This window comes from Pseudomonas sp. JUb42 (genome assembly GCF_024807945.1).
GTDB lineage: Bacteria > Pseudomonadota > Gammaproteobacteria > Pseudomonadales > Pseudomonadaceae > Aquipseudomonas.
The window spans coordinates 229,976-245,046 of record NZ_JANUFD010000011.1 but is presented as its reverse complement, the minus strand read 5'-3'; the positions used below and the strand labels follow the sequence as shown (position 1 = coordinate 245,046).

Here is a 15,071-nt window from a genome sequence, read left to right as displayed (position 1 = left end):
AATTTTAATTGTTTGACGGGTTGGTTATTTTCAAAGCAAAAAAAAGAGGCCCGTGAAGGGCCTCTCTCTTGTCAGCGCAACGACCACCGTACAGGCTTACAAACTGGCAATCCGCGCATGCTGCTCGGCCAATTTGCCCAGGGCCTGTTCGGCCTCGGTCAGCTTGGCGCGTTCCTTGGCGATCACCTCTGGCGGCGCCTTGTCGACGAAGGCCGCGTTGGACAGCTTGCCGCCCACGCGTTGCACTTCGCCTTGCAGGCGCTGGATTTCCTTGTCCAGGCGCGCAAGTTCCGCGCCCTTGTCGATCAGGCCGGCCATGGGCACCAGCACTTCCATTTCGCCGACCAGGGCGGTCGCGGACAGCGGTGCTTCGGCGCCTGCGGCCAAGACAGTGATGGACTCGAGCTTGGCCAGCTTTTTCAGCAGGTAGTCGTTTTCGCTGAGGCGACGCTGGTCTTCGGCGCTGACGTTCTTGAGGAACAGTTGCAGCGGCTTGCCCGGGCCGATGTTCATTTCCCCGCGAATGTTACGCACGCCGAGCATCAGGCCCTTGAGCCATTCGATGTCGTTCTCGGCGGCTTCGTCGATGCGTGCTTCGTTGGCCACCGGCCAGGGTTGCAGCATGATGGTCTTGCCGCTCGCGCCCGCCAGCGGCGCCAGGCGCTGCCAGATTTCTTCGGTGATGAAGGGCATGAACGGGTGTGCCAGACGCAGGGCCACTTCGAGTACGCGTACCAGAGTACGGCGGGTGCCGCGCTGACGTTCGATCGGTGCGGTTTCGTCCCACAGCACAGGCTTGGACAATTCCAGGTACCAGTCGCAGTACTGGTTCCAGATGAACTCGTACAGGGCCTGGGCGGCCAGGTCGAAACGGAACTGATCCAGTTGGCGGGTCACTTCGGCTTCGGTGCGTTGCAGCTGCGAGATGATCCAGCGATCAGCCAGCGACAGTTCAACTTCTTCGCCGTTCTGGCCGCAGTCCTCGCCCTTGTCCAGCACGTAGCGGGCGGCGTTCCAGATCTTGTTGCAGAAGTTGCGATAGCCTTCGACGCGGCCCATGTCGAACTTGATGTCGCGACCGGTGGACGCCAGGGAGCAGAAGGTGAAGCGCAGGGCGTCGGTGCCGTAGCTGGCGATGCCGTCGGCGAACTCCTGGCGGGTCTGCTTCTCGATCTTCTTGGCCAGTTGCGGCTGCATCATGCCGCTGGTGCGTTTCTGGACCAGCGTTTCCAGGTCGATACCGTCGACGATATCCAGCGGGTCAAGGACATTGCCCTTGGACTTGGACATCTTCTGGCCCTGGCCATCGCGGACCAAACCGTGGACGTAGACCGTCTTGAACGGAACCTGCGGGGTGCCGTCTTCGTTCTTCACCAGGTGCATGGTGAGCATGATCATCCGGGCGACCCAGAAGAAAATGATGTCGAAGCCGGTGACCAATACGTCGGTGGAGTGGAAGGTTTCCAGCGCCTTGGTCTTTTCCGGCCAGCCGAGGGTGGAGAACGTCCACAGGCCCGAGCTGAACCAGGTGTCGAGTACGTCGTTGTCCTGCTGCAGGGCAATGTCCGGGCCGAGGTTGTGTTTGGCGCGCACTTCGGCTTCGTCGCGGCCGACATAAACCTTGCCGGACTCGTCGTACCAGGCCGGGATACGGTGGCCCCACCACAGCTGGCGGCTGATGCACCAGTCCTGGATATCGCGCATCCAGGAGAAGTACATGTTCTCGTATTGTTTGGGCACGAAGGCGATGCGGCCATCTTCCACGGCGGCGATGGCCGGTTCAGCCAACGGCTTGGTGGAGACATACCACTGGTCGGTCAGCCATGGCTCGATGATGGTGCCGGAGCGGTCGCCCTTCGGTACTTTCAGGCCATGGTCGTCAACGCTGACCAGCAGGCCGGCGGCGTCGAACGCGGCGACGATCTGCTTGCGTGCCTCGAAACGATCCAGACCGGCGTATTGCGCAGGCAGAGCGCCGTCGATGCTCTCGTTGAGGGTGCCGTCGAGGTTGAATACCTGGGCGGCCGGGAGTACGGCGGCGTTCTTGTCGAAGATGTTCAGCAACGGCAGGTTATGGCGCTTGCCGACTTCATAGTCGTTGAAATCGTGGGCCGGGGTGATTTTCACGCAGCCGGTGCCGAATTCAGGATCGCAGTAGTCGTCGGCGATGATCGGGATACGACGGCCGACCAGGGGCAGTTCGACGAACTTGCCGATCAGCGCCTTGTAGCGCTCGTCCGAAGGGTTTACCGCGACGGCGGCGTCGCCGAGCATGGTTTCCGGGCGGGTGGTGGCAACGATCAGGTAATCCAGGCCTTCAGCGGTTTTCGCGCCGTCAGCCAGGGGGTAGCGCAGGTTCCACAGGAAGCCTTTCTCGTCGTGGTTTTCCACTTCCAGATCGGAAATCGCCGTGTGCAGCTTGGTGTCCCAGTTGACCAGGCGCTTGCCGCGGTAGATCAGGCCGTCTTCATGCAGGCGCACGAAGGCTTCCTTGACCGCGTCGGACAGGCCGTCGTCCATGGTGAAACGCTCGCGGCTCCAGTCTACGGACGAGCCCAGACGGCGAATCTGGCGGCTGATGTTGCCACCGGACTGGTCTTTCCATTCCCAGATTTTTTCCAGGAATTTCTCGCGACCCAGTTCGTGGCGGTTCTGGCCTTGGGCTTCGAGTTGGCGCTCTACCAGCATTTGCGTGGCGATACCGGCGTGGTCGGTGCCCGGCTGCCACAGGGTGTTGCGACCCTGCATGCGGCGGAAACGGATCAGGGCGTCCATGATCGCGTTGTTGAAACCGTGGCCCATGTGCAGGCTGCCGGTCACGTTCGGCGGCGGGATCATGATGGTGTACGAGTCACCCGCGCCCTGCGGAGCGAAGTAATTCTCGGACTCCCAGGTCTGATACCAGGAAGTTTCGATGGCGTGCGGCTGGTAGGTCTTGTCCATGCGCGGCGGGAACCTGATTGGCATTAATTCGGGAAAGCCGACAAGTATAGCGAGGATGAGCGTCGGGGCGTAGAGCGGGGCGATGATGAGCGGTAAAAAGTCGCTTTGTGAGGGTAAACCGTTGGAGCGAGGCTTGCCCGCGAAGAGGACGGGGCAGCCAAGACATTTGCTGAGCGTCATAAGCAGTCTTCGCGGGCAAGCCTCGCTCCCACAAGGTCCCGATCAACCGCAGCTATGGGTCAATCCTGATACTGGCTCAGAAGTCGCTCCAACCTTACATCCAGTCGCCGCTTGATCTCGGTCTCGATATGCGGGGCGAAGTCGTCGATCACGTCTTGCATGATCAGTTGCGCGGCGTCGCGCAGTTCGCGATCCAGATGCAGCAGGGCGTCGGCCTTGCTGACGGCCGGTTTTTTCGGCGCTGGTACCGGAGTGGGCGCGGGTGTCGGGGTCAGGGTGGGGATGCGGCTGTCGTCGCTGTCGAAGTCCAGTTCGGGCGTCAGGTTGGGCTGGGCGCCGACCACATCGAACAGCAGGGGAATCTGGGTTTCGCCCGAAGAGGCGGGGGCTGGCTGGGATTCATCGCCGAGCAATTGGCGGATCGATTCAAGATCGTCCAGCAGGTGTGCGGCTTCTTTCTGAGGTTTTGAAGTGTCCATCGGTTACTCAAAGACGCTGTAGACGGTGATCCTGCAGAGGATAGCCCTGTTCGCGGTAGAAGCGGAAACTCTCTCGCGCGGCCAGACGAATTGCCGGGTCTTCGACGACAATCTCGGCTACACGGGCAAAGTTCTTGAAGAACGCCGGGATGCGCAGGTCGAGATTGACCAGCAGGTCCTGATGCGCACCGGCATCGTCGCCCAGGCCCAGCACTACCGCTGCGTCATGGTCGTCTTCGGCACTGCCGTGGGGCACGAAGGCTTCGCCCTTGAAGCGCCACAGGCGGGCATCCAGTTCTTCGCGCTGCGCGGCATCGCTGCAGTGCAGATAGACCTTGTGCCCCAGGCGCCAGGCTTTGTCGGTCAGCTTGCAGGCAAAATCCAGGCGCGCGACGGGATCGGCGCTGGGCAGGATGTAGAAATCGACTTGGGTCATGGCATGTCCAGAAGGCCTGCCGGGCTCTTATAGATAGCCCGGCAGGGTTGCGAGGCTTTAAGCGCCGACGCGGTCCAGCAGGTACTGAGTCAGCAACGGAACCGGACGGCCAGTGGCGCCCTTGTCCTTGCCGCCGCTCAGCCATGCGGTGCCGGCGATGTCCAGGTGCGCCCAGTCGAAGGACTTGGCGAAGCGCGACAGGAAGCACGCAGCGGTGATGGTGCCGCCTTTCGGCCCGCCGATGTTGGCGATGTCGGCGAACGGGCTGTCCAGTTGCTCCTGGTATTCGTCGAACAGCGGCAGTTGCCAGGCACGGTCGTCAGCCAGCTTGCCCGCATCGAGCAACTGGTTGATCAGGGTGTCGTTGTTGCCCAGCAGCCCGGATGTGTGACCGCCCAGCGCGACGACGCAAGCGCCGGTCAGGGTCGCGATGTCGATTACCGCCTGTGGCTTGAAGCGTTCGGCGTAGGTCAGGGCATCGCACAGCACCAGACGGCCTTCGGCGTCGGTGTTGAGGATTTCCACGGTCTGGCCGCTCATGGTAGTGACGATATCGCCCGGGCGAGTTGCGGTGCCGCTCGGCATGTTCTCGGCTGCGGCGATGATGCACACCAGGTTGATCGGCAGTTGCAGTTCCAGCACGGCACGCAGGGTGCCGAATACGCTGGCGGCGCCGCACATGTCGAATTTCATTTCATCCATTGCAGCGGCTGGCTTGATGCTGATGCCGCCGGTATCGAAGGTGATGCCTTTGCCGACCAGCACGAACGGCTTCTCGCTTTTCTTGCCGCCCTGGTAGTTCATCACGATCAGGCGCGGCGGCTGGGCGCTGCCTTGGGCCACGGCGAGGAACGAACCCATGCCCAACTCGGCGAGTTTTTTCTCGTCGTGCACTTCGACTTTCAGGTTCTTGTGGGCTTTGCCCAGGGCCTTGGCCTGCTCACCGAGGTAAGTCGGGTGGCAGATGTTCGGCGGCATGTTGCCAAGGGTACGGGTGAATGCCATGCCGGCAGCGATTGCCTGGGCGTGGGTCGCGGCGCGTTCGACGTCCGTAGCGCTGGCCTTGGCGGTCAGCAGGGTGATTTTCTTCAGGGCGCGCGGTTCGGCTTTCTGGCTCTTGAACTGGTCGAAGACGTATTCGCCATCGGCCAGGGTTTCCACCAGCAGGCGGGCCTTGCCGTAGGCTTCGCGATTCTTGACGGTCAGATGATCCAGCGCCAGGGCTGCGTCAGTGCCGCCCAGGCCTTTAAGAGTCGACAGCACGCCACTGACGATTTTTTTGAATTGGCGGTCAGACAATGCTTCATCTTTACCGCTGCCAACCAGCAGCACGCGCTCGGCCTTGAGGTTGGGCAGGCTGTGCAGCAGCAGGCTCTGGCCGACCTTGCCTTGCAGGTCGCCGCGCTTGAGCACGGCACTGATGGCGCCGCCGCTGAGGGTGTCTACGCTTTTCGCTACGTCACCAAGGGTGCGGCCTTCGCCTACTGCAATGACCAGAGTGGCGGTCTTCAATGTTTCTGGGCTGACGCTTTTAACAACCAATTCCATGTCGGGGTCCCCGAAAGGGCGATGTGCTATCGCCGATTAAATAAGGTGCGCGGTACGTCTATCACATGCGTACCAACGGCTGGCCCGCAGTTTGACCCTGCGGCACGACCGCTGACAAGCCCGTAGCCCACTTGGCAGGCGGGGATGTAGGACGACCTTGTACGAAGTATCCGGCGTGCGCAGTGACAGACACCCTCATTCACTGGATAATGCCGCATATTTTTTCACGGTTCATGCCTGTCTTGCTCATACCATTCGTGTTCCGTTCGATCATTTTTCCCTTGTTCGGCTGCCTGAGCCTGACAACTCTGGAGTGTCCGGTTTGATTGTTTTTCGTTATCTGTCCCGGGAAGTGCTGGTTACCATGGGTGCGGTCAGCGCCGTGCTGCTGGTCATCATCATGAGCGGGCGCTTCATCAAATATCTGGCCCAGGCCGCCTCGGGGCAACTGGACCCCAGCGCGCTGTTCCTGATCATGGGCTATCGCCTGCCGGGCTTCATGCAGTTGATCCTGCCCCTGGGGCTGTTCCTCGGGATCCTGCTGTCCTACGGGCGCCTGTACCTGGAAAGTGAAATGACTGTGCTCGCCGCCACCGGCATGAGCCAGCAACGTCTGCTGCGCATCACCATGGCCCCGGCCCTGGTGGTGGGCCTGCTGGTGGCCTGGCTGAGCTTCAGCCTGGCGCCACTGGGGGCGACGCAGTTCGCCATGTTGATCAACAAGCAGGACGCCCTGACCGAGTTCGACACCCTGGTGCCGGGCCGCTTCCAGACCCTGCGCGACGGCAGCCGCGTGACCTACACCGAAGAGCTCTCCGATGACCGGATCAAGCTGGGCGGTGTGTTCATTACGGAAAAACGCATTGCCGGCGAGAAATCCAAGGACCACGGCATCACGGTGCTGGTCGCGGAAAAGGGCCACCAGGAAATCAAGCCTGACGGCAGCCGCTTCCTGATCCTGGAAAATGGCTACCGCTATGACGGCAACCCCGGTGAAGCCGATTATCGGGCGATCAAGTACGACACTTACGGCGCGCTGCTGCCCAAGCCCGATATCAGCGATGAAATCACCGACCGTGACGCCATCGCCACCAGCGAGCTGATCGGCAACCCGACGCCGCGCTACAAGGCCGAGCTGCAATGGCGCATTTCCCTGCCGATCCTGGTCTTTATCGTGACCCTCATGGCCGTGCCGCTGGCCCGGGTCAACCCGCGTCAGGGGCGTTTCCTGAAGCTGCTGCCGGCGATCCTTCTTTATATGGCTTACCTGACGATCCTTATCGCTGCCCGTGGCGCGCTTGAGCGCGGCAAGCTGCCGATGAGCCTGGGCCTGTGGTGGGTGCATGGGATATTCCTGGCGATCGGACTGGTGCTGCTGTACTGGGAACCTCTGCGCCTGAAGATGGCCAGCCGCCGCGCTGCAGCGGAGGTGACCCGTGGTTAAGATTGATCGCTATATCGGCAAGAGCGTCTTCGTCGCCATCATCGGTGTGCTGGGCGTGATTCTTGGCCTGGCTTCGCTGTTTGCCTTTATCGATGAGATGGCCGACGTCAGCGACACCTATACCCTCATGGATGTCCTCAGTTTCGTCACGCTGACCGCGCCGCGCCGCATGTACGACATGTTGCCGATGGCGGCGCTGATCGGCTGCCTGATCGGTTTGGGCAGCCTGGCGAGCAGCAGCGAACTGACCATCATGCGCGCGGCCGGGGTTTCCATCGGCCGTATCGTCTGGGCGGTGATGAAGCCCATGCTGGTGCTGATGGTCGCGGGGCTGTTGATCGGTGAGTACGTTGCGCCGGTTACCGAGAACATTGCCCAGTCAAACCGCTCCCTGGCCCAGGGCACCGGTGATGCGCAGAGTTCCAGGCATGGCCTGTGGCACCGCCAGGGGCAGGAGTTCATCCATATCAACACCGTGCAACCCAACGGCCTGTTGTATGGCGTGACCCGCTACAGCTTCGACGGCGAGCGGCACATGCTGACCTCGAGCTTTGCCAAGCAGGCCAATTACAAGCACAACGCCTGGGAATTGACCGACGTTACAACGACCTATTTCCGCAAGGACAAGACCGAAGTCATCAACGTGCCTTCTGAGCATTGGGAAATCGCCCTCAGCCCGCAGCTGTTGAGCACCGTGGTATTGCCGCCGGAGTCCCTGTCGATCAGCGGCTTGTGGGGCTATTCCCACTATCTCGCTGATCAGGGGCTGGCCAATGGTAAATATTGGCTGGCGTTCTGGACCAAAGTGCTGCAGCCGCTGGTGACGGTGGCGCTGGTGTTGATGGCGATCTCGTTCATCTTCGGCCCGCTGCGTTCGGTGACCCTTGGCCAGCGAGTATTTACCGGTGTGCTGGTGGGCTTCACCTTCCGCATCTTCCAGGACCTGCTGGGGCCGTCGAGCCTGGTATTCGGCTTCTCGCCGCTGTTCGCGGTGCTGGTGCCTGCCGGGGTCTGCGCCTTGGCGGGGATCTGGTTATTGCGTAGGGCGGGCTAGCACCCAAGAACGACCTGGTGGGGAGTGAATTCTGTGGGAGCGAATTCATTCGCGAAGAAGCCGGTACACGCGACGGATTTTCATCGGTTGATTCACCGTTTTCGCGAATGAATTCGCTCCCACACTTCGCATCCCACGGAGTTCGCTGGCAAGCCTCGCTTCAACAAGCCGACCCTGGTCGGCTTTTTTATTTCTTCTGCTTCGGCACCCTCACCAACTGGCTGTTGGAATACCGGTCATGCCAGCTGCGGTTCTGCTTGTCGAACAACGCCCAGATAAAACCCAGCCCCAGGCATAGCCACGAGGCGATGGCGATCATGAAGCGCAGCAGGGCCTGGGTCAGGCTGATCCCGGTGCCATCGGCGTTCTGCACGCGAATCCCCCAGACCTGCATGCCCAGGGTCTGCCCCGAGTGGGTCCAGAACTTGGCGAAGAAGGCGAACAGCACGAAAAACAGAATGGTCGACAACAACGGATCGCCGTCCAGCGAACCGGACTCTGACATCGCCTTGAGCTTCGCTTCGCCGACAAAACCCATCAGCACCAGTTTGTAGGCCAGTGCGGTGACCATCAGCAGTGCCAGGCACAGAAAGGCGTCGTAGAAGATAGCGGCCAGGCGTCGGCCCAGGCTTGCGGCAGGAAAGCTGCCTTGAGGGCGCAGCAGGTGTTTCGACATGAGCTATGTCTCGGTCACGAAAAACCGGATTCTACGAAATTGCACGCAAAAAAAAGCCCCTGATGTCAGCATCAAGGGCTTTTTCATCACTGAGGCTTACGCTTCAGCTTGAACCTCATCAGCTTGCATGCCTTTCTGGCCCTGCACAGCGATGAAGGTCACTTTTTGGCCTTCTTTCAGGCTCTTGAAACCGTTGCCCTGAATAGCGCGGAAGTGCACGAACAGATCCGGACCGCTTTCTGGAGTGATAAAACCAAAACCCTTCTCGTCGTTAAACCACTTGACGGTACCGCTCTGACGTGTAGACATTTTCTTATTTCCTTGGAACTTAGAATTGATGACAGTCCCTTTCACACGAAAGAGTACTGGGCTGGTTGCAGGAAGTAAGACACGTAGAACGGGATGTAGCAAAGCTTAGAGCTACTGCCCAGGTCACGATCCAAGCGACCTTTGCAAACACAGTCAGGAAACTCTACGCTAACTCTTGTTACAAAAACAAGCCCCCGTATCAGCCCCGGTTTCAGGCGGTTTCGTCGACTTTTTAAAAACTTTTACTGAAGGTGCCGGATCGATAGTTTTTAACTCTTTGACGCACTTTGCTAGTGCGTGCACTGCTCATAAACAGTGCTCTTTGGGTATGCCGAGTGAGTAATGATGTAACAGTATTGGGGCAATACTGTTACACCCCTTTCTTTGCCGTCAGCTCTTAGCCGCGGAAATAACGCTGCGGTACAAACGGCATTTTGCTGACCAACATCGCAACTTTTTTGCCGCGCACAATGGCCCAGACCGGTGTTTCCAGTGCGTTGAAGGCACTGTCGACATAACCCATGGCCAACGGCCCACCCAGCGTCGGACCGAAGCCGCCGCTGCAGACGCTGCCGATCACGGTGCCGTCGGCGTCGACGATTTCCGCGCCTTCACGCACCGGAGTGCGCTCCTGCGGCAACAGGCCGATGCGCTTGCGCGCCACGCCGCCTTTCTGTTGGGCAAAGATCATTTCGGCGCCGGGGAAGCCGCCGGCACGGGCGCCATCGGCACGACGCACCTTGGAGATGGCCCACAGCAGGCTGGCTTCGATGGGCGTGGTTTCGGTGTTCATGTCGTGGCCGTACAGGCACAGGCCGGCTTCCAGGCGCAGGGAGTCACGCGCGCCGAGGCCGATCGGCGCGACTTCCGGCTCGGCCAGCAGGGCGCGGGCCAGGGTTTCGGCCTGATCAGCCGGAACCGAAATTTCGTAGCCGTCTTCGCCGGTGTAGCCGGAGCGGCTGACGTAGCAGTCGATGCCCAGCAGTTGCACGCTGGCGAACTGCATGAAGGTCATGCTTGCCACCGGCGGTGCCAGGCGCGCCAGCACGGTGACCGCAGCCGGGCCTTGCAGAGCCAGCAGGGCGCGGGCTTCGAACAGCGGTTCGATGGTGCAGTGGTCGGCCAGATGCTTACGCAGATGCGCCAGGTCTTCATTTTTGCAGGCGGCATTGACCACCAGCATCAGTTGATCGTTGCCGAGGTTGGCGACCATCAGGTCGTCGAGGATGCCGCCTGTTTCGTTGGTGAACATTGCGTAGCGCTGCATGCCTGCCGGCAGGTCGATGATGTCCACTGGCACCAGGGTTTCCAAGGCCTTGGCGGCATCAGCGCCAGTGAGGCGAATCTGGCCCATGTGGGAGACGTCGAACAGGCCTGCCTGCTCACGGGTGTGCAAGTGTTCCTTCATGACCCCGGCCGGGTACTGCACGGGCATGTCGTAACCGGCGAAGGGCACCATTTTGGCGCCGAGTTCGCGATGCAGGGCGTGGAGCGGGGTGATCAACAGTTGTTCGGTGGACATGCATGACTCCTTGGTGCCAGCGGCCGACAGGGCCGCACAGCGCGATTGAATGAGGCCGGTCTCAGCACTCGATAATGTTCACGGCCAGCCCGCCACGGGCGGTCTCTTTGTATTTGCTTTTCATGTCGGCGCCGGTCTGGCGCATGGTGCGGATCACTTTGTCCAGAGAGACAAAGTGCTGGCCGTCACCGCGCAGGGCCATGCGCACAGCGTTGATGGCTTTCACCGAGCCCATGGCGTTGCGCTCGATGCAGGGCACCTGCACCAGGCCGCCAATCGGGTCGCAGGTCAGGCCCAGGTTGTGTTCCATGCCGATTTCTGCGGCGTTCTCCACCTGCTGGACATTGCCGCCCATGACCTCACACAAGGCCCCGGCGGCCATGGAACAGGCCACGCCGACTTCGCCCTGGCAGCCGACCTCGGCGCCGGAAATCGAAGCGTTTTCCTTGTACAGAATGCCAATGGCCGCCGCCGTGAGCAGGAAGCGCACCACCGCGTCTTCGTTGGCGCCGCTGTTGAAGCGCATGTAGTAATGCAGCACCGCCGGGATAATCCCCGCTGCGCCGTTGGTAGGCGCGGTGACTACCCGGCCGCCATTGGCGTTTTCTTCGTTGACGGCCAGGGCGTACAGATTCACCCAGTCCAGTACCGACAACGCGTCACGCAGCGCGGCTTCCGGGTTCTTGCACAGCTGACGGTGCAGCGCCGCAGCCCGACGCTTGACCTTCAGCCCGCCCGGCAGGATGCCCTCGTTGCGGCAACCCGCTTCCACGCAGTCCTGCATGACCTGCCAGATATGCAGCAGGCGCTGGCGGGTTTCGGCTTCCGGGCGCCACGCCGCTTCGTTGGCCAGCATGACCTGACTGATGGACAGGCCATGGGTGGTGCAATGGCCGAGCAACTCCTTGCCGGTCTTGAACGGGTAGGTCAGCGGCGTGGTGTCTTCGACGATACGGTCGGCACCGGCGGCGTCTTCATCGACGACGAAGCCGCCACCGACCGAGTAATACTCGCGGCTGCGAATCTGCAAACCGGCTTGGTCAAAGGCACGAAAGATCATGCCGTTGGGGTGATAGGCCAAGGGTTTGCGGATCATTGCCAGATGTTGTTTTTCAATGAACGCAATGCTGTGTTCACCCAGCAGATTGATGCGCTCGCTGCTGCGGATGCGCGCCAGTTGCTCGGCGACGTGTTCGGTATCCACGCTATCCGGGTATTCGCCTTCCAGGCCCAGCAGAACCGCCTTGTCGCTGCCATGGCCCTTGCCGGTGGCGCCAAGCGAGCCATACAGCTCGACCTTGACGCTGGCAGTGCTCAGCAGCAGATCGTCACGGCGCAGCCCTTCGACAAAGCGAACGGCAGCAAGCATGGGACCGACGGTGTGGGAACTGGATGGGCCGATGCCAATCTTGAACAGGTCGAAAACACTCAGGGACATGATCAGGCTCCGGTTTTTATTGTTTAGGGTTCATGCCTGTAGGTGACTTTGTGGGAGCGAATTCATTCGCGAAGAGGCCGGCGCATCCGATGAGTTTCTATCGTCTGGAATCAAGCCTTCGCGGATGAATCCGCTCCCACATAGAGCATTCCCACAGTTGGATCTGTGGTGTTACGCCTCTTGATAGCTCTCGATCGATGGGCACGCGCAGACCAGGTTACGGTCGCCGAACACGTTGTCGACCCGGCCAACCGGCGGCCAGTACTTGCCGTCGATCAGCGATTCGACCGGGTAAACAGCCTGTTCGCGGCTGTAGCTGTGGGTCCATTCGCCGACGATTTCCGCCGCAGTGTGCGGGGCGTTCTTCAGCGGGTTGTCGTCCTTGTCCAGCGTGCCGTTTTCCACCGCGCGGATTTCGTCGCGGATCTTGATCATGGCGTCACAGAAGCGGTCCAGTTCTTCCCTGGATTCGCTTTCGGTCGGTTCGATCATCAGGGTGCCGGCGACCGGGAACGACATGGTCGGCGCGTGGAAGCCGAAGTCGATCAGGCGCTTGGCGACGTCATCGACGCTGATGCCGCTGGTTTCTTTCAGCGGACGCAGGTCGAGGATGCACTCGTGAGCCACCAGGCCGTTGCTGCCGCTGTAGAGCACTGGGTAATGCTCTTCCAGGCGACGGGCGATGTAGTTGGCGTTGAGGATCGCCAGCTGCGAGGCGCGCTTGAGGCCTTCGCCGCCCATCATGCGGATGTACATCCAGGTGATTGGCAGGATGCTGGCGCTGCCGAACGGCGCCGCGCTGACTGCGCCTTCCTTGCGTGCCATATGGCCGTGGCCGGGCAGGAACGGGGTCAGGTGCGACTTGACGCCGATCGGGCCGACGCCCGGGCCGCCACCGCCGTGAGGGATGCAGAAGGTCTTGTGCAGGTTCAGGTGGGACACGTCGCCGCCGAACTTGCCTGGGGCGCAGAGGCCGACCATGGCGTTCATGTTGGCGCCGTCGATGTACACCTGGCCGCCGTTGTCATGAATGACCGAGCAGATTTCGCGGATGCCTTCCTCGAACACGCCGTGGGTCGACGGGTAGGTGATCATCAGCGCCGCCAGTTGCTCGCGGTGTTCTACGGCTTTGGCGCGCAGGTCTTCGATATCGACGTTGCCACGGGCATCGCAGGCGGTGACGACAACGCGCATGCCGGCCATGTTGGCGGTGGCCGGGTTGGTGCCATGGGCCGACGACGGAATCAGGCAGATATCACGACGACCTTCGCCGCGGCTCTGGTGGTAAGCGCGGATGGCCAGCAGGCCTGCGTATTCACCCTGGGAGCCGGCGTTGGGTTGCAGGGAGATCGAGTCGTAGCCGGTAGCGGCGCAGAGCATCGCCTCCAGCTCAAAGGTCAGTTGCTGATAACCGGCGCTCTGCTCGACGGGGGCGAACGGGTGCAGGTTGCCGAACTCGGCCCAGGTGATCGGGATCATTTCGCTGGCGGCGTTGAGCTTCATGGTGCACGAGCCCAGCGGGATCATGGTGCGATCCAGGGCCAGGTCCTTGTCGGCCAGCTTGCGCAGGTAGCGCATCAGCTCGGTTTCCGAGTGATAGCGGTTGAATACCGGATGGGTGAGGATCGCCGACTGACGCAGCAGCGGCGCAGGCAGGTGGGCCTTGACGCTGGCAGCCAGGGTTGCGAAGTCCGGCAGGCTCTGGCCGTGCTTGGCGAAGATCGCCCACAGGGTCTCGATTGACGACTGCGAGGTGGTTTCGTCGATGGACAGACCCAGACGCTCGGTGTCGATTTCCCGCAGGTTGATCTGCTGGGCGCGCGCCTTGGCATGCAGCTCAGCGGTCAGGGCGCCGGTGCGCACGCTGACGGTGTCGAAGAAGAACGACTGCTCGATCTCCAGACCCAGTTGACCCAGGCCCTTGGCGAAGATCGCGGTCAGTTGATGTACGCGCTTGGCGATGCGGGTCAGACCCTGCGGGCCGTGGTAGACGGCGTACATGCTGGCGATGTTGGCCAGCAGCACCTGGGCGGTGCAGATGTTGCTGGTGGCCTTCTCACGACGGATATGTTGTTCGCGGGTCTGCATGGCCAGGCGCAGGGCTTGCTTGCCATGGCGGTCAACCGAAACGCCGACCAGACGGCCCGGCATATCGCGCTTGAACGCATCGCGGGTGGAGAAGTAGGCCGCGTGCGGGCCACCGAAGCCCAGCGGTACACCGAAACGCTGGGCGCTGCCGATGGCCACGTCGGCGCCGAACTCGCCCGGCGGGGTGAGCAGCGTCAGGGCCAGCAGGTCGGCGGCTACGGCAACCAGGGCGCCGGCGGCGTGGAAACGCTCGGCCAGTTCGCGGTAGTCGAACAGATCGCCATTGCTGGCCGGGTATTGCAGCAGGGCGCCGAAGAACGCGCTGACATCGTCCAGGCCGCGCTCGTCGGCGACGACCACAGTGATGCCCAGAGGCTCGGCACGGGTGCGCAGGACGTCGAGGGTCTGCGGATGGCAATGGCTGGAGGCGAAGAACTGGGTGCTGCTTTTGTTCTTGCTCAGGCGCTTGCAGAAGGTCATGGCCTCGGCGGCGGCAGTGGCTTCATCGAGCAACGAGGCGTTGGCGATGGGCAGGCCGGTGAGGTCGCTGATCAGGGTCTGGAAGTTCAGCAGCGATTCCAGACGGCCCTGGGAAATCTCTGGCTGATACGGGGTGTAGGCGGTGTACCAGGCCGGATTTTCCAGCAGGTTGCGCAGGATCGGGGCCGGGGTGTGGGTGTTGTAGTAACCCTGGCCGATGTAGGTCTTGAACAGCTGGTTCTTGCCGGCAATGGCCTTGATCGAGGCCAGGGCGTCGGCTTCGCTCTGCCCGGCAGGCAGGTCGAGGACGCTGGTGCCCTTGATGCTGTCCGGGATGACGCTGGCGCTCAGGGCTTGCAGCGAGTCGAAGCCCAGGGTCGCGAGCATGGCGCTTTCATCAGCGGCACGCGGGCCGATATGGCGGGCGATGAATTCGTTGGCGGTGCTCAATTCGATACGGTCAGTCATGTCGGG

11 protein-coding genes are annotated in these 15,071 nt (G+C 61.5%); 2 read left to right on the top strand and 9 right to left on the bottom strand.

All coding sequences use genetic code 11. The features are described 5' to 3' along the window. Window positions 1–96 precede the first annotated feature (96 nt). The 4 genes from M2401_RS22230 to M2401_RS22215 all read right to left on the bottom strand — a co-directional run bounded on the left by M2401_RS22230 (window position 97) and on the right by M2401_RS22215 (window position 5,586). Window positions 97–2,943 carry a valine--tRNA ligase gene (locus tag M2401_RS22230; RefSeq protein ID WP_259105987.1) on the bottom strand — a complete coding sequence of 949 codons (2,847 nt, stop codon included), beginning with the start codon at window positions 2,941–2,943 and terminating at the stop codon, window positions 97–99. A gap of 239 nt (window positions 2,944–3,182) precedes the next feature. Then, the gene (locus M2401_RS22225) at window positions 3,183–3,602 is read right to left on the bottom strand and encodes a DNA polymerase III subunit chi (protein ID WP_259105986.1); all 420 of its coding nucleotides are present in this window, start codon (window positions 3,600–3,602) and stop codon (window positions 3,183–3,185) included. A 7-nt stretch (window positions 3,603–3,609) separates the two neighbouring features. After that, window positions 3,610–4,038, bottom strand: a complete 429-nt coding sequence (locus tag M2401_RS22220; protein WP_259105985.1) for a DNA polymerase III subunit chi — start codon at window positions 4,036–4,038, stop codon at window positions 3,610–3,612. Window positions 4,039–4,095: 57 nt separating this feature from the next. Continuing rightward, window positions 4,096–5,586 (bottom strand): leucyl aminopeptidase, encoded by a 1,491-nt coding sequence (locus M2401_RS22215; RefSeq protein WP_259105984.1) that lies wholly within the window; start codon window positions 5,584–5,586, stop codon window positions 4,096–4,098. A 322-nt stretch (window positions 5,587–5,908) separates the two neighbouring features. Between M2401_RS22215 and lptF the strand changes: the two genes are divergently transcribed. After that, window positions 5,909–7,030 carry an LPS export ABC transporter permease LptF gene (lptF, locus tag M2401_RS22210; RefSeq protein WP_259105983.1) on the top strand — a complete coding sequence of 374 codons (1,122 nt, stop codon included), beginning with the start codon at window positions 5,909–5,911 and terminating at the stop codon, window positions 7,028–7,030. Further along, window positions 7,023–8,084 (top strand): LPS export ABC transporter permease LptG, encoded by a 1,062-nt coding sequence (gene lptG / locus M2401_RS22205; protein WP_259105982.1) that lies wholly within the window; start codon window positions 7,023–7,025, stop codon window positions 8,082–8,084. The genes lptF and lptG overlap by 8 nt, the downstream gene beginning before the upstream one ends. Before the next feature lie 187 nt (window positions 8,085–8,271). On the opposite strand, the gene M2401_RS22200 is transcribed toward lptG, so the two are convergent. The 5 genes from M2401_RS22200 to gcvP form a co-directional block, all read right to left on the bottom strand. Further along, window positions 8,272–8,760 carry an RDD family protein gene (locus M2401_RS22200; RefSeq protein WP_259105981.1) on the bottom strand — a complete coding sequence of 163 codons (489 nt, stop codon included), beginning with the start codon at window positions 8,758–8,760 and terminating at the stop codon, window positions 8,272–8,274. Window positions 8,761–8,856: 96 nt separating this feature from the next. Beyond that, window positions 8,857–9,069: a cold-shock protein gene (locus tag M2401_RS22195; RefSeq protein WP_024689098.1), complete on the bottom strand. Its 213-nt coding sequence runs from the start codon at window positions 9,067–9,069 to the stop codon at window positions 8,857–8,859. A 397-nt stretch (window positions 9,070–9,466) separates the two neighbouring features. Beyond that, window positions 9,467–10,591, bottom strand: a complete 1,125-nt coding sequence (gene gcvT, locus M2401_RS22190; RefSeq protein WP_259105980.1) for a glycine cleavage system aminomethyltransferase GcvT — start codon at window positions 10,589–10,591, stop codon at window positions 9,467–9,469. Window positions 10,592–10,652: 61 nt separating this feature from the next. After that, window positions 10,653–12,029 (bottom strand): L-serine ammonia-lyase, encoded by a 1,377-nt coding sequence (locus M2401_RS22185; RefSeq protein ID WP_259105979.1) that lies wholly within the window; start codon window positions 12,027–12,029, stop codon window positions 10,653–10,655. Between the two features lie 171 nt (window positions 12,030–12,200). Continuing rightward, entirely contained in the window at window positions 12,201–15,065 is a 2,865-nt protein-coding gene (gene gcvP, locus M2401_RS22180) for an aminomethyl-transferring glycine dehydrogenase (protein ID WP_259105978.1), read from the bottom strand. Window positions 15,066–15,071 lie beyond the last annotated feature (6 nt).